The organism is Roseobacter sp. HKCCA2468 (genome assembly GCF_037805105.1).
In the GTDB taxonomy this organism is placed as follows: domain Bacteria; phylum Pseudomonadota; class Alphaproteobacteria; order Rhodobacterales; family Rhodobacteraceae; genus M30B80.
In genome coordinates this window covers 131,406-149,567 of record NZ_JBBLYN010000002.1, presented here as the reverse complement: position 1 = coordinate 149,567, position 18,162 = coordinate 131,406, and the positions used below count along the sequence as shown (strand labels likewise).

General features: G+C 56.0%; 16 protein-coding genes. 7 read left to right on the top strand and 9 right to left on the bottom strand.

The genetic code is table 11. From position 1 onward, the window contains the following. Position 1 precedes the first annotated feature (1 nt). Positions 2-490, top strand: coding sequence for a peroxiredoxin (locus AAC620_RS07180; protein ID WP_340243852.1), 489 nt, complete (start codon positions 2-4; stop codon positions 488-490). 37 nt (positions 491-527) lie between these two features. On the opposite strand, the gene AAC620_RS07175 is transcribed toward AAC620_RS07180, so the two are convergent. The 3 genes from AAC620_RS07175 to AAC620_RS07165 form a co-directional block, all read right to left on the bottom strand. Then, positions 528-827 carry a 4a-hydroxytetrahydrobiopterin dehydratase gene (locus AAC620_RS07175; protein ID WP_340243850.1) on the bottom strand — a complete coding sequence of 100 codons (300 nt, stop codon included), beginning with the start codon at positions 825-827 and terminating at the stop codon, positions 528-530. Then, positions 824-2,011 (bottom strand): GNAT family N-acetyltransferase, encoded by a 1,188-nt coding sequence (locus AAC620_RS07170; RefSeq protein WP_340243848.1) that lies wholly within the window; start codon positions 2,009-2,011, stop codon positions 824-826. Before AAC620_RS07170 ends, AAC620_RS07175 begins: the two co-directional genes overlap by 4 nt. A gap of 88 nt (positions 2,012-2,099) precedes the next feature. Next, on the bottom strand, positions 2,100-2,567 hold the full coding sequence (locus tag AAC620_RS07165) for a RidA family protein (protein ID WP_340243846.1): 468 nt from the start codon (positions 2,565-2,567) through the stop codon (positions 2,100-2,102). 264 nt (positions 2,568-2,831) lie between these two features. On the opposite strand from AAC620_RS07165, the gene AAC620_RS07160 reads away from it, so the two are divergent. Both AAC620_RS07160 and AAC620_RS07155 read left to right on the top strand, forming a co-directional pair. Then, positions 2,832-3,620 carry an MlaA family lipoprotein gene (locus AAC620_RS07160; protein ID WP_340243844.1) on the top strand — a complete coding sequence of 263 codons (789 nt, stop codon included), beginning with the start codon at positions 2,832-2,834 and terminating at the stop codon, positions 3,618-3,620. 14 nt (positions 3,621-3,634) lie between these two features. Beyond that, positions 3,635-4,237, top strand: a complete 603-nt coding sequence (locus tag AAC620_RS07155) for an MlaC/ttg2D family ABC transporter substrate-binding protein (RefSeq protein WP_340243842.1) — start codon at positions 3,635-3,637, stop codon at positions 4,235-4,237. Here the strand turns inward: AAC620_RS07155 and AAC620_RS07150 are convergent, their stop codons facing one another. Further along, positions 4,238-6,412: a transglycosylase domain-containing protein gene (locus AAC620_RS07150; protein WP_340243840.1), complete on the bottom strand. Its 2,175-nt coding sequence runs from the start codon at positions 6,410-6,412 to the stop codon at positions 4,238-4,240. 247 nt (positions 6,413-6,659) lie between these two features. Between AAC620_RS07150 and AAC620_RS07145 the strand changes: the two genes are divergently transcribed. From AAC620_RS07145 to AAC620_RS07130, 4 genes are all read left to right on the top strand, one after another. Next, positions 6,660-6,998, top strand: a complete 339-nt coding sequence (locus AAC620_RS07145) for a P-II family nitrogen regulator (protein ID WP_317657167.1) — start codon at positions 6,660-6,662, stop codon at positions 6,996-6,998. A 31-nt stretch (positions 6,999-7,029) separates the two neighbouring features. Then, positions 7,030-8,358 carry an ammonium transporter gene (locus tag AAC620_RS07140; RefSeq protein ID WP_317657168.1) on the top strand — a complete coding sequence of 443 codons (1,329 nt, stop codon included), beginning with the start codon at positions 7,030-7,032 and terminating at the stop codon, positions 8,356-8,358. Positions 8,359-8,564: 206 nt separating this feature from the next. Continuing rightward, on the top strand, positions 8,565-8,726 hold the full coding sequence (locus AAC620_RS07135; protein WP_340243836.1) for a hypothetical protein: 162 nt from the start codon (positions 8,565-8,567) through the stop codon (positions 8,724-8,726). Position 8,727: 1 nt separating this feature from the next. Then, positions 8,728-9,057, top strand: a complete 330-nt coding sequence (locus AAC620_RS07130) for a hypothetical protein (protein ID WP_340243835.1) — start codon at positions 8,728-8,730, stop codon at positions 9,055-9,057. Positions 9,058-9,109: 52 nt separating this feature from the next. On the opposite strand, the gene trxA is transcribed toward AAC620_RS07130, so the two are convergent. From trxA to tsaE, 5 genes are all read right to left on the bottom strand, one after another. Further along, positions 9,110-9,430: a thioredoxin gene (trxA, locus tag AAC620_RS07125; protein WP_317657170.1), complete on the bottom strand. Its 321-nt coding sequence runs from the start codon at positions 9,428-9,430 to the stop codon at positions 9,110-9,112. Between the two features lie 62 nt (positions 9,431-9,492). Continuing rightward, a complete protein-coding gene (gene addA / locus AAC620_RS07120; RefSeq protein WP_340243833.1) occupies positions 9,493-12,954 on the bottom strand; it encodes a double-strand break repair helicase AddA in 3,462 nt (1,153 codons plus the stop codon). Further along, the gene (gene addB, locus AAC620_RS07115) at positions 12,951-15,929 is read right to left on the bottom strand and encodes a double-strand break repair protein AddB (protein WP_340243831.1); all 2,979 of its coding nucleotides are present in this window, start codon (positions 15,927-15,929) and stop codon (positions 12,951-12,953) included. The genes addA and addB overlap by 4 nt, the downstream gene beginning before the upstream one ends. Beyond that, positions 15,926-17,605, bottom strand: coding sequence for a phosphotransferase (locus tag AAC620_RS07110; protein ID WP_340243830.1), 1,680 nt, complete (start codon positions 17,603-17,605; stop codon positions 15,926-15,928). The genes addB and AAC620_RS07110 overlap by 4 nt, the downstream gene beginning before the upstream one ends. Then, positions 17,602-18,132 (bottom strand): tRNA (adenosine(37)-N6)-threonylcarbamoyltransferase complex ATPase subunit type 1 TsaE, encoded by a 531-nt coding sequence (gene tsaE / locus AAC620_RS07105; RefSeq protein ID WP_340243828.1) that lies wholly within the window; start codon positions 18,130-18,132, stop codon positions 17,602-17,604. The genes AAC620_RS07110 and tsaE overlap by 4 nt, the downstream gene beginning before the upstream one ends. Positions 18,133-18,162 lie beyond the last annotated feature (30 nt).

Below are 18,162 nucleotides of genomic sequence, written 5' to 3'. Positions count from 1 at the left end.
AATGTCCATCAGTGTCGGGGATAAACTGCCAGAGGCCCAATTGATCCGATTGGGGGCAGATGGCCCAGAAACCGTGTCATTGTCGGAGAAATTGGCAGGGCGTAACGTGGTGATTTTCGCCGTTCCAGGTGCCTTCACCCCAACCTGTCATTCAGCGCATGTGCCAAGTTTTATCCGCAACAAAGATCAGTTTGCATCAAAAGGCGTGGATGAGATCATCTGCATTTCGGTCAATGATCCATTTGTGATGAAAGCATGGGGCGAGGCCACGGGTGCGACCGAGGCGGGGTTGACGATGCTCTCGGATGCAGGCAGCGCCTTTACCAAGGCGATTGGTATGGATTTCACCGCCGAGCCTGTTGGCCTTTTGGCGCGTTCCAAGCGTTACGCGCTTTATGCGCAAGATGGGGTTGTTACAGCCTTCCATCCCGAAGAAAGCCCTGGCACCTGCGAAATCTCAGGTGGTGAAGCCCTTTTGGCGGCGATCTAAAAGACAAGCGCGCCCTGCCTCGCGTTGGGCAGGGCGTTCAGCTTGCAAGGCGATCCATGGCGCGGGCCAATTTGATGTCCAAAGCTGTCAGGCCGCCTGCATCATGGGTGGACAGAACCACTTCGACACGGTTGTAAACGTTGAACCATTCGGGGTGATGATCCAGTTTCTCCGCCTGTAGCGCAGCGCGGGTCATCCAACCGAAAGCGGCAATAAAATTGGAAAATTGATAGGTTTTCGCGATTGCATCGCGGTTATCCACAAGTGACCATCCGTTTTCTATAAGGTTGGCCAGATCACTATCGCGCTCAGCTTGGGTCAGTTTTGCAATGCTCATTCCTGTTCCTCCGCGGCTGTTTTCCGAAACGGGCCATAGCTGGTGAGGATCTCGATCTCCTCCTCCATCGCGCGGGCCTCGGCTTTGAGATATTCCGCCACAGCGCGCGAAAAACTGGGCTCGCGCATCGCATGCAGCGAATAGGTTTCAACGGGCAGATATCCGCGCGCCAGTTTATGCCCGCCCTGTGCGCCCGCCTCGACCCGTGACAGACCTTGCGCAATCGCCCAGTCAATCGCCTGATAATAGCACAGCTCAAAATGCAGGCAGGGATGGTCTTCGACACAGCCCCAATAGCGGCCATAAAGCGTCTCGCGTCCGATGAAATTCAGCGCCCCCGCCACGGGCTGCCCCGCGCGCATGGCAAGGGCCAACAGCATATCGTCACGCAGGGTTTCATGGGCGATATCGAAAAAGCGCCGTGTTAGATAGGGCTGCCCCCATTTGCGCGCGCCCGTATCTTGGTAAAATTCCCAGAATGCATCCCAGTGATGCGGTTCGATCTGATCACCCGTCAAAAGCACAATTTCGCCCCCAAAATTCTGTGCTTCTGCCCGTTCTTTGCGGATGTTCTTACGCTTGCGCGAGGAGAGCGCGGCAAGAAAATCATCGAAGGATTGATAGCCCTGATTATGCCAATGAAATTGCTGGGTCTTGCGTGGCAGGAGGGTGGCATCGGCATGGGCGGCCACCTCGTCCTTGGTGCAAAAGGTGATATGAAGCGAAGATAGGTGGTGATCTTCCATCACCGAAAGCGCACCCGTGATCAGCGCGCGATCCCCAACACCTTCGGCTTCTGGGGCGACAAGCAATCTCCGCCCTGTGGCGGGGGTAAAAGGCACGGCGATTTGCAGCTTGGGGTAATAGCGTCCACCCGCCCGCATATAGGCATCGGCAAAAGCATGGTCGAAGATATATTCGCCTTGGCTGTGCGACTTGGCATACATCGGCGCGCAGGCGATGATTTTTCCCTCGGATTTGACGCTGAGATAGAGCGGCTGCCATCCTGTTCCCGCCCCAACGGAGCCGCTATCTTCAAGCGCCGCAAGAAATCTGTGGGTTGTGAAAGGGTCGCGGGGCCTGCCCCCATCGCGCGCTTCTGGACAGGCGCAACGATCCCAATCTTCGGCATCAATTGCGCTGATCCGATCATGCGTTTCGATGGTGAGATTGTCGTTGCTCATTGCGCGCGCTGTGACCCTGTTGTCAGAGTATGAGATGTGGCGCATGGCCCGCGCGGGTCAAGGCAGACCCGCGCAGTGCGAGTTCGCTTTAGGCGGAAATTTCGAAAATCGCCTCGATTTCAACCGCCACATTCAACGGCAAAGCTGCAGCGGAAACCGCAGAGCGGGCATGACGCCCTGCATCCCCCAAGGCCTCAACCAGAAAATCCGAGGCGCCGTTTACGACTTTGGGCTGATCGGTAAAATCTGGGGTAGAGTTTACAAACCCCGTCAGTTTCACCACGCGGCGTAGACGTTGAAGATCACCGCCACAGGCCGCCTTAAGTTGGGCCAATAGAGCAATGGCGCAACATTTGGCGGCAGCCGCTCCTTCGGTCACATCAAGATCGGCACCCAATTTGCCCGTAATCAGCGCGCCATCTTTCATCGAGATTTGGCCCGATACATAGACCATGGTGCCCGATTGCACGAATGGCACGTAATTGGCGGCAGGGGCGGGCGCGTCTGGAAGGGTCACGCCCAGTTCGGCAAGACGGGCTTCGTAGGTTTGGCTCATTGCAGTATCCCTTGTGATAACATTGCTTTGACCCTACCGCTGCCACAGCCGCCGCCAATTGGCAATTGCGATGCATTTTAGTGCAGCTGCAAATAACTTGGCCAAATGGGCACACATTGGTGATTAAATCTAAAAAATATTGTTTCTGACCTTGGGCTGGCCAACAGGCAGCACTAATCTATTATCCTCATGATGCGACTCATAGGATTTTGGTAAGTGGCGGCTGTGAAGACCTTTACATCGCAAAAGCGGGGAGCAAGAGCTGTGCTTGGCGCAGGTCTTTTTGCCATTCTGGCAGGCTGCTCGACCGTGGGCGATGGTGCAGCAAGCCGCAGCGCCAATGATCCTTTGGAACCCGTTAATCGCGGAATGCACGCGGTTAACAAAGGTGTCGATACGGTTGTTTTGCGCCCTGTTTCGATGGTCTACGGCACGGTTATCCCTGCGCCTGTGCGCACGGGTATCGGTAATATGGCCTCGAATTTGGGCGAGCCTTCGAATTTCGTGAATAATCTTCTTCAGGCCCGTTTGGATCAGGCGGCAACCAATGGGGCGCGGTTTTTGATCAACTCGACCATCGGTGTGGTCGGTTTATTTGATGTTGCAACCCTGATGGGGATCGAGGGGCAATCCGCCGATTTCGGTGAGACGCTCCATGTTTGGGGCACGGGCGAGGGGGCGTATTTGGAATTGCCTTTGTTCGGCCCGTCAACCACACGGGATGCAACGGGGCTTATTGTTGACTTTGCCATGAATCCCTTGGGGCATCTCAGCCCCAGTGATGATGCCCTGTCTGCTGCGCGGCGGGTGCGCGTGGCTGACGCTGTTGGCGTGCGCTACGCGTTGCGCGGCACAATTGATACAGTTCTTTATGACAGCGCGGATAGCTATGCGCAGTCACGACTAATTTATCTGCAGAACAGACGGTTTGAGTTGAACGATTTCGCAAGTGGTGATTTGGAAACCGTGAGTGGCGAGGGGGGGGCTGCCTCCGCATCTGACCCCTATGCTGATCCATATCTGGATCCCTACGCGGATCCTTATGCACAGTGAAAGGTGGCCGCGCTATGTTTGACCGTCCCAACCGCCGTGCTGTGTTGACAGCCTTGATCGCGGCCTCGTCCTTTGCGCTTTCCACAGCGCATATGGCGCAAGCCGCGATGACCGAGGGCGATGCGGCTGCATTGATCCAGACCGTCAGCGCTGATTTGAACGCCATTGCATCGGGCAGTGCCGCGGCTTCACCCGCACAGTTCGAGCGCATTTTGGATCGCTATGCGGATATGCCGATCATTGCCCAAACTGTCTTGGGGGTGGATTGGCGCAGTGCGTCAGATGCGCAGCGGCGTGGGTTCACACAGGCCTTGCGCGGGTATCTTGCCCGTAAATACGGTGCGCGTTTCCACGAATTTGAGGGCGGCTCAATCGAAGTGACGGGTGCGCGTCCGATCCGCAGCTTTTTCGAAGTGCGCTCCCGCGCGCGTCTTGCAGGGCAGTCACCTGTTGAGGTGATTTGGCTTGTGTCTGATGGATCTGGGCAGCCGCGCATCTTTAATATCTTGATTGAAGGCATCGACCTTCGCAGCACCGAAGGCCAAGAAATGCGCTCGATTCTCGATGCCAATGGCGGCAGCATTGACGCCCTCATTGCAGCGCTCAACGCCAGCTGATTATTGGCCGCCGCGCCCTAAAAGCCCGCCCAAAACCTGCATCAAAATTTGCTCTGCGAGATCAGCCGCGCCCTCTAGGACTTGGCCTGTGCCCTCATTGGTGCTCAACACACGATTTGGCCCGCGGCTGCCTTCGGCGATTGGGTCAATCATCGGCAAAGGCGAGGCAGGTTGATTTGCTTGGATACGCTCCATTGTTTGGCGCCACAACTCGGCGGGTAATCCGCCGCCTGTGACACCTGTTAGAGGGCGGTTATCGTCATAGCCCATCCAAACGCCTGCGACATAATCGGAGGTAAAGCCAATAAACCAAGCATCCCGCGCTGAGTTGGTGGTGCCTGTCTTTCCCGCCACTTCAACATTGGCAAGATTGGCCCGTTGCCCTGTGCCATTTTCGACCACTTGGTTCATCATATAGATCAATTGGCGCGCTGCATTATCCGTGATCACACGCTCGCGAATACCCCCTGTTTGGCCCATTAAAGGAGTGTCCTCCCCCATGAGGCGCAATTCCAACAAGCCATAAGGCGTAACCGCAGAGCCACCATTCAAAATACCTGCATAGGCGCCCGACATTTCCAAGAGGCTTGATTCAGAGGCCCCAAGCGCCAAGGCAGGGCCAGCCGCCAAATCGCTGTCTATGCCGAATTCACTGGCCACCTGCCGCACCAAATCGCGGCCCACCTGTTCAGACAAACGCACCGCAGCGGTGTTGAGCGAGGCTTGAAGCGCCTCGGTCAGGGTGACCTCGCCATAAAATTCCCCCGAGTAATTCTCAGGTGACCATGCGCCAGAGCCTGGAATGTTCAATGTCAGCGGCGCATCAAGAATAAGGTCGTCAAAACGCCATCCCAAATCCAGCGCGGTTGCGTAGACAAAGGGCTTGAACGCGGAGCCTGTCTGCCGCTGTGCCTGTGTTGCGCGGTTGAACAAACCTGCCCCCCGCAGATCGCGCCCCCCGACCATGGCACGCACGGCCCCATCGGCGCTCATCACAACAATTGCGGCTTGCGCCTCTGATCCTTCGCGGACTTGGTTGGTAAAGACATCATTGATTGCGTCTTCAGCGGCGCGCTGCATGGCGGGGTCAAAGGTGGTGCGCAGGATCACATCTTCTGTGGTGTCGCGTGTCAGAAAGCTTGGCCCTTCGGACATGATCCAATCGGCGAAATATCCCCCCATATTGTCGCGGGCTGCATCCGAAAGCGTGGCAGGGTTGGCTCGCGCGGCGGATAATTCAGAAGCCGTCAAATAATCTTCGCGCGCCATGAGGCCCAAAATCACATTGGCCCGCTCTTGCGCACGCTCCAAGTTGCGGGTGGGGGCGAAATAGGAAGGTGCCACCAAGAGCCCTGCCAACATTGCGGCTTGGGGTGCGTTAACTTCGGCGGCGGAAATTCCAAAATACCGCTGCGCTGCCGCCTCAAACCCCCGAGTGCCCGCACCCAGATAGGCGCGATTGAAATAGATGCTCAGGATTTCATCTTTGCTGTAGCGCCACTCCATTGCGAGGGCGAAGGGCACTTCCTGTAATTTGCGGGCGATGGTTGTTTCACGGCAATCGGCCTCATAGGCGGCTTCGCTGTCCCAGAGTTCTGGATCATAGGGTGTGCCCAAACACATCAGCTTGGCCACCTGCTGCGTAATGGTTGAGCCACCATGCCCCTGCAAGGGCCCGCGCCCCTCGCGCATATTAATGATCATTGCGCCCAAAATGCCGCGCGGGCTCACGCCAAAATGATTGTAAAAACGGCGATCTTCGGTTGCGACCACCGCATGCAAGAGGTGAGGGCTGACAGTGTCAGGTGTGATTGCGCCGCCAAATTGCTCGCCGCGCCATGCGAAAACCTCGCCGTAGCGATCTAACATCGTCACTGAGCCGCGCGCGCGGGCGTCTAACAGGTCGGACACGGGGGTCAGCTTGTTGTAATAATAGAAGGTGAAGCCAAATAGGATCAGCGCAAGCAAAAGCGCGCCACGCCACGCCACGGCAAACACCATACGTCCAATCCAACGGAAAAACCGCCCAAGCAGGGAATGATTGCCGCTTGGTTTTTTCTTCTTCTTGGAACTGCGCCGCGCAGGCTGAGCTGCACCGCGGCCACTGCGTGATGCAGAAGCGGAATTGCGGCGCGGGGCCACGAGGGGCCGTTTGCCTGAAGGGGGCTTGCTCATTTTGACCTGCCAATTTTTCTACAAAATAGGCGTTTTCGACTCACTTGTGGAGGGGGGAGGGGCCAAAGAAGTCATAAATCATGTGATTAATAATTGGGCAGATACCAAAATTTGCGCAAAATTTTTGCATTTTTCCCGTTCCAGCCCCTTGGAAACCGCCCGTTTTATTGTCGCCACCCCCGTCTCACAGTGTTGTGAGAACCGTGACGTCCTTAGGGGACAGCATCAACCGCAAGGGGTAAATGACGTGAAACTCATCATTGCAGCAATTAAACCGTTCAAGCTGGAAGAAGTGCGCGAGGCGCTCACTTCGATCGGCGTGCGCGGCATGATGGTGACCGAGATCAAAGGCTTTGGCTCGCAATCTGGTCATACTGAAATCTATCGCGGCGCGGAATATGCCGTGAACTTCGTGCCGAAAGTCAAATTGGAAATCGTGGTCGCTGATGGTCTTGCCGACCAAGTGGTCGACACCATCCACAAAACCGCCAAAACCGACAAAATCGGCGATGGCAAGATTTTCGTTCTGGACGTTGCATCTTCGTTGCGCGTGCGCACGGGCGAAACAGGCGACGATGCGCTTTGAGCGCTCTTTCGACAAGAAGGACATCATTCTAATGAATACCAAATTCCTCCTTCCCCTCGCCGCCGTGGCCGCTTCGGTCGCGTTGCCTTCGATGGGGCTTGCACAGGACGCCACCGTTGCTACGGGTGAACCTGCGCTTCACACATCTTATATTTTGACGACCCTTCTTTTCTTGATGGGTGGTTTCCTTGTGTTCTGGATGGCGGCAGGTTTCGCCATGTTGGAAGCGGGTCTGGTGCGTTCCAAGAACGTAACCATGCAGCTGACCAAAAATATCGCGCTCTTTTCCTTGGCCGCGATCATGTATTGGTTGGTTGGCTTTAACCTGATGTATCCAGGCGATGGTTGGAGCATCGGCGGCTGGCTTGGGGCCTTCGCGCCAACCTCGCTTGAGCCTGTCGGCGTGTCCCCAGAAGATACCGCATTGGATTATGCATCTGTTGGTTCCGACTTCTTCTTTCAGTTGATGTTCTGTGCCACAACCGCTTCGATTGTTTCGGGCACATTGGCCGAGCGCATCAAACTGTGGCCATTCTTGGTCTTTGTTGTCGTGCTGACTGGCTTCATCTACCCGATCGAAGCATCTTGGCAGTGGGGCGGCGGCTGGTTGTCTGAACTTGGGTTCTCCGACTTCGCTGGTTCAACCCTCGTACACGCAGCAGGTGGCTTTGCCGCACTCGCAGGCGCAATCGTCCTTGGCCCTCGTTTGGGCAAGTTCAAAGACGGCAAGACAAACCCAATGCCTGGTTCTAACCTTGCCTTGGCCACGCTTGGCACATTCATCCTGTGGTTGGGTTGGTTTGGCTTTAACGGTGGTTCGCAGTTGGCCATGGGCACTGTGGGTGACGTTGCGGATGTAAGCCGTATCTTCGCCAACACCAATATGGCAGCAGCAGCAGGTGCCGTTGCCGCCCTGATCCTGACGCAGGTTCTCTATGGCAAGGTTGACTTGACCATGGTGCTGAACGGCGCTCTCGCAGGTCTGGTGTCGATCACTGCCGAGCCTCTTGCTCCATCCTTGTTCGGCGCCCTGCTGACAGGTGCTGTGGGTGGTGTCATCGTGGTCTTTGCGGTGCCAATGCTCGACAAAATGAAGATTGACGATGTTGTGGGTGCAATCCCCGTTCACCTCGTAGCAGGTATCTGGGGCACACTTGCCGTGGCCTTCTACACAGGCAACTGGGGCGCGCAGATCATCGGTATCGTGGCAATCGGTGCCTTCGTCTTCGTCACCTCGTTGATCGTTTGGATCATCCTCAAAGGCATCATGGGTCTACGCCCATCCGAAGAGGACGAGATCCGTGGCCTTGATGTGGCAGAGTTGGGCATGGAAGCCTATCCTGACTTCACCAAAGGCTGAGTAAAGAACGCGACCTCTGCCTGATCCTCCCTCCCTCCCTTCAGGCAGAGGCATACGAGAAAGGGCGCCCCAACAGGGCGCCCTTTTATTTTGCGCGAAAAAATATATAGCTAAAAACTATCAGAATTTAGCAACCGATTGTCTTTTTGTTGCGTTTTGGCCTGCCCATATCTGTATCACCGCTAAATTCTGGGAAGGTATCACATATGGAAAACAACGCTTCAAAATCCGATACGGACGAAAAACAAGTCACCACGGCCACTGTCATAGCATGGCTGAAGGCAGAGGTTGAATTCAAACTGCCGCGCGGCTTTATCGTTGGCGCTGGGCTTGTTGCAGCGATCCTGTTGCTTGTTGCGCTGGACTGATATGCGCGGCGGACTGGTTTTTTGGGGCCTCATCACGTTCAGCTTTCCGCAAACGGTCATGGCCGAAATCACGCGCATTGCGGATTTGCAGCGCAACCAAAGCGTGACTGTAGTGGGCGTGGTTGATCATATCCCTGACGAGGATGAAATCATGCTTCGCGATGAGAGCGGCAAGATCCTTGTCTATTTGGGGCCGAATGCAACCTTGCCTGCCCTTAATGAAACGGTGCGCGTTACGGGTATGGTTGACGATGATGGCCCGCGCGAGATCAATGCAACCAGTTTGATACGCGCTGACGGAACCACGCTTGCCATGCGGGGCTATGAGTAACGAAAAAGGGCGCCAAGATCAGGCGCCCTTTTGATCACATCTGAGAGGTGAATTAGATCGTGTCTTCGATCCATTTCTGAAGCGCGGCTTTAGGCGCTGCGCCGACCTTGTTTGAAATCACTTCGCCATCTTTGAACATGAACAATGCAGGGATGCCGCGCACGCCCAGCTCCATCGGCGAGGATGGGTTTTCATCAACATTCACTTTGACGATTTTCACCTTTCCCTCAAACTCGGATGAAAGCTCTTCCAAAGCGGGGCCAATTTGGCGGCAAGGGCCACACCATTCTGCCCAAAAATCAACGATGACGGGGATAGAAGATTGGCGAACTTCGCTATCGAAGGTCGCATCGGTAACTGCGGTCGTGGCCATGATATAGCCCTCCTTGGGATGACAGTGGTTAACACGGAACCTATGAATGCCGTTGCCCCGCGTCAAGAACCCACGCCTTTCCCTGCGGCTCTTTGCAGCGCTTGTTCTAACAGATCATCGGGCAGTTCCATCAAGCTTGGCCCGCTTGTCCACAAAATGGCCAATTTCACGACCCGTGTGGGATATAGCGCCCTTAGCATTTCGCCATAGGCCGCCATTTGGCGCAAATAACCTTCGGAAACCTCAGCAGGGCTTTGCGGCACGATTTGATTGGATTTGAAATCCACTGCCAACACTTCTGCATCGCGCAGGATCAAGCGGTCAATCACGCCATAGACCTGATGGTTCAATTTTTTGCTAAAGGCTGTCAGCGGCACTTCGGCCAAGGCATCCCCTAAAAACAGCTCACGCAAATTGGGGTGGGTCAGGACGCGCTCTGCCTCTCTCAAGAGGGCTGCGCATTCCTCTGGACTGCAATCGCCCTCAGTCGCCAAAATCATGGGCGCGGTTGCAGCCCATGCGGCGGGTGTTGTTTTGGGCAAATGCTCTAACAACAGATGCAGACGCCGCCCCCGCAGTTTGGCTGCCTCCGCATCGCGCCATTGGGTCTTGAGGGCGGCCTCTTGCGGGCTAGGTGCGGGTGTCTCCCCCAAATCCGAAGGGCTGAGTGCAGGTTTGTCTTTTGCCTGTTGAGGCGGTGTTTGTCGCACCCATGAGGCGAGGGCTGCTTTCACCTTTGCAGAAACACCTTGAGGCGAGGCGGGTTCAGATTCAGATGTGTCGAGAGCGTGACTATCCCAGTTGCCATTTTCCAGTCGCAGCCCCGTTTGCCCTGCCATGTCTATGGCTTTCACATTGGGCAGGTTTTCTGCGGCGGCGCGAATTTGATCATACCAACATAGTTTGTCGCCCGATTTTGCTGATAAATCACCTGCGGCTGCAACGACCAACCAAGTCTCTGCGCGGGTCATTGCAACGTAAAGCAGGCGGTTTTCTTCCTCGTTCTGCGCGGCTTTGCGCGCCTCGTGGACTTCGCGCAGATCCGCATCGAGGTCGTCTGACGCATTCGCCCAAATCAGTGGCCCGTCTTTGGGTTGAAGAAGATTAACCCCACCCCCGCCACGACTATTCTGTCGCGCTGTATCGGGCAGGATCACAATCGGGGCTTCTAAACCCTTGGCCCCGTGAATGGACATCGCGCGGATTTGGTCATCATCCCCTGACATGTCCCGCTTGATGGTCACATCCCCGCGCCGAAGCCATGCAGCAAAGCCCGCAATGCTAGGCACATCGTGGCGCTCATAGCTCATCGCCTGTTGCAGCAGGCTGTTGATCCCATCCTCGGCCTCTTGACCCAACCGCGCAATCAAAGCGCGCCGGCCATCTTTTTGGGTGAGGATATTTTCCAGAATCTCGTAGGGCCTCTCAAAATCGGCCTTGTTCCGCAACTCCCGCAGCGTGGACACGATCCCCGCGTAAGCAGAGTGGTTAGAGAGCGCCTGCCACAGCGTACCCGCCCTGCCATGGGCTAACTCGTAAAGCTGGTCTTCGCTCAAACCGCCAAGGGGAGAGCGCAAAAAAGCGGCCAGTGAAAGATCATCTTCTGGTGTCGCAAGAAAGTTCATCAATGCCGTGAGATCGCGCACAGCCAGTTCTGCGCTGATGCGCAGGCGATCCGCGCCCATGATGGGCAAATTCCGTGACTTGAGCGCACGGATGATTTGGTGAAACAAATCACTGCGCTTGCGCAGCAAGATCAAAAAATCACGCGGTCGCACAGGACGCGGGTCTACCCCTTTCAGGCGGATCATCTGCTTTGAATTGATTTTTTGCGCGATGAAATCAGCGATTTGATCAGCCAAAATCACGGTGTGGTGGCTGTCATGAACCAAATCCACGGGGCTGTCCCATTCGGGGATATCCGCTTTTTCGGTTTTTGGAATTGCGGGCCAAATATCCACCCGCCCCGGAAGGTCGCTAAAATAGGCCGCGTGTTCCACATCTTGACCCAAACCTGCATAGGCTTGATCGGCGGCCACGCGGTCAACCAGTTGCAAAATGCTTGGCGCCGAGCGGAACGAATATTTCAGCACGTTTTTATGGAGTTTCGACTGCACCGCGGCAAGGCGATGATCAAACTCATCGCGCATGCGATCAAACCCTTCTGGATCGGCCCCTTGGAAAGAATAGATGGATTGCTTTTTATCCCCCACAACAAAAATTGTGCGGGTCAAACCATCGCGCGCGGATTGGCCCGCTGCAAATTCTTCAGCCAGTTTTGCAATGATCTGCCATTGCGCGGGAGAGGTATCTTGCGCCTCATCCACAAGCATATGGTCGATGCCGCCATCAAGGCGGAACAACACCCATTGGGCCAGACTGGTTTTGGTCAAAAGTCGATTGGTCAGACGGATCAGGTCGTCAAAATCAAGCCAACCGCGCCGTTCCTTGGCGCGATCATATCTGGTGAGAAACTCTGCCGCGAATTGATGAAGCGCGTTTGATTTTTCAAACATGGTCAAGGCGCGGCGGGTCTGCCGCGCTGTTGCAAGGCGCTCCATGAAATCACAGAGGGTAGGGAAATCATCCCCCATTGCCTTGCGCACATCTGTGTTGAAAATTGTGGCGCCTTTAGCCTGATCTGGATTGGTTTTCGCCGTTGATCCATTGACGAAAACATCTTCTATCGCAGCGATGGAAGCAAGGCTGTGTTTTGACCAATCATAGGTTTCTAGTGTGATCTTGGACTTTCGTTGCCTGTTGTTGTCATAGCTCAACAGCTTGGCCAATTTATCGCAAAGTGCCTGTTCATCCCCCATGAATGTCTCAGCGATCAGATCTGCAAAGGTCTTGGTTCCAAGCTCAAAAAACTGGCGCAGTTGGGCGTCCGTGGCGGCAGGATCAAACGCCTCTCGCTTGTTGATGACCGCCTTGGCCAGTTCGTGCCCATCGAGGTCAGACACAAACGGGGCGACCGCATCTAATGCGATACGGCCATGTCCAAGGCTATCGGTGGCCAAATCTTCGAGGATTTCCGAGATGAGGTCGGTCTGGTCGCGATCGTCCATTTCCTCAAAGGCGGGCGATATGTGCGCCTCAACAGGAAAGCGCCGCAAAACTGAGGCGCAAAAGGAGTGGATTGTCTGGATTTTCAAACCGCCCGGTGCTTCAACCGCCCGCGCAAACAGCGTGCGGGCATGGGCGAGCGTGTCTGTGCCAAGGTCGTCCTCGGCTACCCCTAATTTCGCCAAGGCTTTGATTAACTCGGCATCGGCTAACATCGCCCATTCGCCAAGTTGTGCGAAAAGGCGGTTTTGCATCTCTGCCGCGGCAGCCTTGGTATAGGTCAGGCATAAAATCCGTTCAGGCGGCACAGATTGCAGCAAGAGGCGCGATACGCGATCTGTCAGAACCCGCGTCTTTCCGGATCCAGCATTGGCCGACAGCCAAGTCGAGCGCAAAGGATCCGCTGAAATCACCTGAGCCAGCGTGGCTTCATCAAATTTTGGGGGCGTCAGGGTCATTCTGGGTCAGCCTCTTGTGGTGGAAGCTCTGTTTCGTCCCATTCCCCGTAGCGTGCGAGGTGATCATAATCGCCGTCAAAATTCTGATCAAACACAGCGCGCCGCGAGATATAGCCTTTGTCGGGCGACTGATAGGCGCGGATGAGTGTCAGGAAGCTTTCATACATGCCGCGCAGATCATCTGCAGTGATGTAATCGCTGCCATCCGACTGTTTCCCAAGTGCAAGATAGCCATGCCCTGCAACGGTTTCAGGTTTGCCCGTAAACGCGCCCGCTTCGGCCATCAAAGCCTCAAGCCAAAGTTGCTTGGTAAAGTTCGCTTCTTGCTTGGGCGTTGGAGCGGATCCTGTCTTATAGTCGTAAATCCACAAATTCCCGTTTTGATCGCGGTCAATTCGATCTGCACTGCCTGTAAGGGTGAAATCAATTTCGGCAATCGGCCAAGATCCTTTGGCCTCAAGCAATTCAGGGGTTTGGGTTTGGCGCCGCTTCGCTTCTCCTTCAAGAAACCAATCGGCGAATTTAACGACTCTGGCGCGCCACATCCGTTGGGCCGAGGGCCATGGGACATCTGTGGCAAATACCTCATCGGCCAAGGTCAAAAGGTTTTTTCGGGCAGATGTCAGGTCGCCGAAATCTTCGGCACTGCGGCATTGGTCAACGAAGCGCTCCAACACGCGGTGTAGCGCGGTTCCCCGATCTGCGGCATTGGGCAGGGCGTTTAATTCGCCCAATTTATAAAGACCCAATACATAGCGGGCGTAAATCGCATAAGGGTCGCGCACGAGGGTCTCTATGCGCGTCACCGAAAGGGATTTTGGTCGCGCATCGGCGGGGGGCTTCGGGGCAGGTCGTTTGGCGCGTGGCTTTAGGTCTTGCGTCTCTGGCCTATCGATCTCTGCGGCAAGGCTTAACCAAAACGCGCCTCGTTCGGCCATTTCACTCAAGGCCGCGCGGCTTGCATCGCTGCTGCCTCGCAGAAGGTTCACCAAGCGGTTGAGCCATCGGGACGGGATGGTGGCGGACTCTGCATCGCGTTTTGCTCGGGTGAGCCAAACTTCCTGCGCGCCGAGTGCCTGTTGGAAATCATGCGCGGCAAGGCCGATGCGCCGATCTGGAAGGCGCAACCCCGCCTCAGCCCGCATGGCGCGATTAAGCCATGGATCAGCGCCGCTTGAATTGGGCCAAACCCCTTCGTTCAGGCCTGCAAGGATTAACAAATCTGCGCCTTGCACCCGCGCCTCCATCGACCCCCAGATCAACAGATCTGCATGTGGTCGAACGGGGTTGCGCAAAAGGGCCTCGCTGAGGATGCCAGAAAAGAGGTCACGATAATCACGCAAGCTCACTGCGCCTGCGGCATCGGCTTCTTCGCCTAAGCGGTTCATCAGGCGTAGTGCCTCTTCGCCCGCATTTTGGCGCCAAAGTGCGCCCGCTGCTTCGGCCTCAGTTGTGGCCCGAGGGCCCGCTGCCAAACGCTCGGCCCAGGCGATATGGGCGCGCACGAACTCAACCATCGCACCTGATTGTGGCAAAACGGGCCGATCTATCAATTCGCGGCAAACCCAGTCCGCCCAGATCATCAGGTCTGGATCATCGGTTTGCTTCGCTGCCCAATCCATAATCTGAGATCGTTTTGGGAACGCCCATAGACACCGCCGCATCTTTTGTTCTAGCTCACGGGTGCGGCGCAGATGCGCGCCCCGATCTTCGCCGCCAGAATGACAAAGCGGGTGTTTGAGCATGATCAACAACTGCTCGCCCGTCAAAGGCGCAAGCATCAGATCACTGACATGGCGCAAGAAGCGCCCCGTTGCTGTTTCCCCCAAGGGCACGCCCGCAGAATCATCAGGATAGAGCGACCATCTGGCAAGGATGGCACAGGCCTGACGCACCAAAATCCGATCAGGGCATATTAACGCGACCCGTTTCTCCGCCTTGATGGCGTGACGCAGTCCGAGGGCGATGCTCATCGCCTCCTCGCGCGGGGTTTCAGCTTCAATCAAGGTTACATCGCGCAGAGCGCCTTGGGGATCGTTAAGTTTTGGCCCTTCCTCAAGCCATTGATCCGTTTGTGGGGCAGGTCTTAGGGCAAGGGATACAAGGCGATTGCGGTTTTCATTATGGGGCGTGGTTTCAATCCAACGGGGGATTTCCCAAGGGTTCACATTCAAGTCATGCGCAAATTTCGCCAATCGGTATTGCGGATGGTCTTGCCCCGTCAGGCCGCCCGTGGGGCCATCGCCCGACAAAAGCGCCTGCCAAATGTCATGCGGCAGATCATAGTCCAATCCTGGCAGAACCACCGCGCCGTGATTAAGCCCTGCAACCGCCTTCATCAGGCGCGCGGTGGCCCCGCGTGACCCTGTTGAGCCCGCAATAATCACGGGATGGTCAGGTGGGTTGTCCTGCCAATGTTGCGCTAAACGATCAATCAAACTGCTTTGGCGTGCAGCTTGGGTGAGCAGCTCGGGGTTGTCCTCAAAATAGTGCCGCAGGATTTTGATGAACTCTAGATTGCGCTGCCAATGTTCTGAATGTCCTTCGACATTCAGACGCTCTAGCACCTCGGGCGCGACCCGTTCTTCGTGCATTTCCGCCAATAAATCGGCAAGGCTATCGGCAAGCGACCAGATTGAGGCACGCGGTGCTAAATCCGGGGCTGCATCCAAAAGCCGCCCGACCAGTTGCGCCAGATGCAAACGCAGCCGCAAATCTGAGGCGGGTTGTGCCATACCACCCAAATCAGGCAGATGCGCCATGGCCTCGAAGGGCCGAATGCGGGGCAAAAATGCCGCCTCTTTTCTCAGATATTGGGCGCGCAAATTTCGTTCCATTCGGGCGGAGTTCACCCAAATTTCCACGCGCGCAATCGCCTCGGGTGGCTGCCCTGCAAGCCGTGCGTCAAGCCCTGCAATCAATGCTGAGGTAAACTCTACCCCGATGGGTGTGGCAAAAAGGTTTCGCCCGCTCATGTGACGGTGACCTTTTCAGTGGCAAGCAAGTCTTCTGCTGACGTGATCCCCTCTGGATGCCCAACATCGGCCCATCCGCCCTGATGGATGACACCAAACAGCCGCCCCTCTCGCGCAAGGGTTTCCCACAGCATCCGAAGGCCGAACTTGGGGATATCCATAGCGGCGATTGGTGCGGTCTTTAGGATTTGTGCGCCTGTGAACACATAGGGCTTTTGGGGATCGTCAAATGAAACCTGCCCCGTGGCATCAAGGCCCAAGTCACCATCGCCCTGACGGCCTGTGGCCGTGTCCCGTGGGATGAGCAGCATCAGCGCATCCATTTCCGTGGGCCGCCATGCAGCAGACAGCGTGGCAAAGGGGTTTGGGCCCGTCCAAACATTGTCAGAATTCAGTGTAAAAATCGCAGTATCCGAGAAGTAGCGCAGGGCATGGCGAATACCGCCGCCTGACTCCAAAATCTCTGGCTGCTCTTCGCTGAGGATGACCTCGTCTTTGCGCAGATGGTGGCGCATTTGATCGGCGTGATAATGGGTGTTGATCACGCATGGCGCGGCATGCCCTCCGCGCGCAACATCAAGCGCATGGTCAATCAAGGCCCGTCCCGCCACCCGCAGCAATGGCTTTGGCGTGGACTTGGTTAACGCCCCCATACGCGTGCCAAACCCTGCGGCCATGATGATTGCACCGCGGGGGGCGTGATCGGCGGTGGATTGCAGATAATGCGCGCAGATCGCGCGCGCTGTTGTGGCCAAGGGCGCAAGCGTTGGATGATCTAAAGCGCGAAGAATATGGGCGGCAACCCGTGGCACATGCCGCAGATACCCTGGTTTCCCTGTCCGCGCGAGGCGGCGGAACAGCCCCAAAATACGGAAGTTGCGTTGCAGCGAGAGCAGGCTTGTCCTCAGGATCATATCATCTTCGCTGATGTTCAAAATATGCGCATGATCGCGGATCAATGTGGTGCGCAATTCCAGCGACAGATCGCGCCGTGCATCATCAATCAGCGAGACGAGATCATAGCCTTTGGGGCCGCAGAGTGCGTCTTGAAAATCAATCACGCCCGCACGTTGCAGCCCTGTGCGGTCAGGTAGCCAAATCAGATTTCCCGCATGGAAATCGCGCAACACCGTCACAGGCACGCCCCGCAAGATCCATGTTGCAAGGCCTTGCAGGTCGTTTTGAAAGCTGGCTTGTTCAGATTTCAGCGCATGATCTTCGGGTAATTCTTCAAAGGTGACTGCGGTCAATCGCGCCAATTCAGCGGCGGCCAAAATGGGTAACCCACCCATTGCGCCCGTCCGCGCCAAAACCGCCAAAAGATCATGCGCGGTGCGATAAAGCTCGACCTCATGGGTCAGGCCTTGATCCAAAATTGCGCTGTAGGTTTGATCACCAAAATCCTCAACCAAGAGGAAGCCTGCATCAGCATCTTCGCCAAAAACTGTGGGCGCCGATAACCCCAAGCCGCGCAAATAGGCGGCCACATCACGAAATGCCGCTTGGCTTTTGATTTCGATCCTAGGCGTCTGCATCAGAACCGCACTATAGTCGTCTGAGAGATGCAGGCGGGTATAGCTGCGCGCCGAAGCATCGCCTGCAACAGGGCTTGGCTTGGCCATGCCCCATCCCATGCGGTCGAGAAAAGCGCGTGCCTCTGGTGAGAGCGTGGTCATGGATACCTCTCGGCCAAGGCGCAAAGTTGCGGAAGTTTGGGATGATCTTGGGACGCACAGAGCCTGATATGCCGCTGATCAGGCGCGCTTTGGTCATAGAGGAACGAAAGCCAGATTGTGCGCGTTGGCAGATCGGCCATCATCCGTTCGGGCCATTCGATCAGGCATATTTCGGTTTCAAACGCATCTATAAGGCCCAACTCATCCACATCACGTGGATCACCGAGGCGATACAGATCAACATGCCAAATCTCACAGGGGCGGGCCTCGTAGATTTGCACCAGCGTAAAACTTGGGGAGGGGATGTCCTCCACGCGTCCGATTTGCGCGAGTCGGGTTCGGATGACCCCACGCGCGAAATGGGTTTTACCTGCGCCAAGATCACCAGAAAGCGCCAGAATATCACCTGGCTCCAAAAGCGGCGCGAGGGCCTCTGCAAATTCTGACATGGCTTCGGGCGAAGCCAAGCGCAGGTGTGCATGGCAAGGTGGCAAATCAGAGAGGGGTGCAGCGGATCCATCAGACATTGCGCCAAGTTTACAAGGGATCAGACGGGG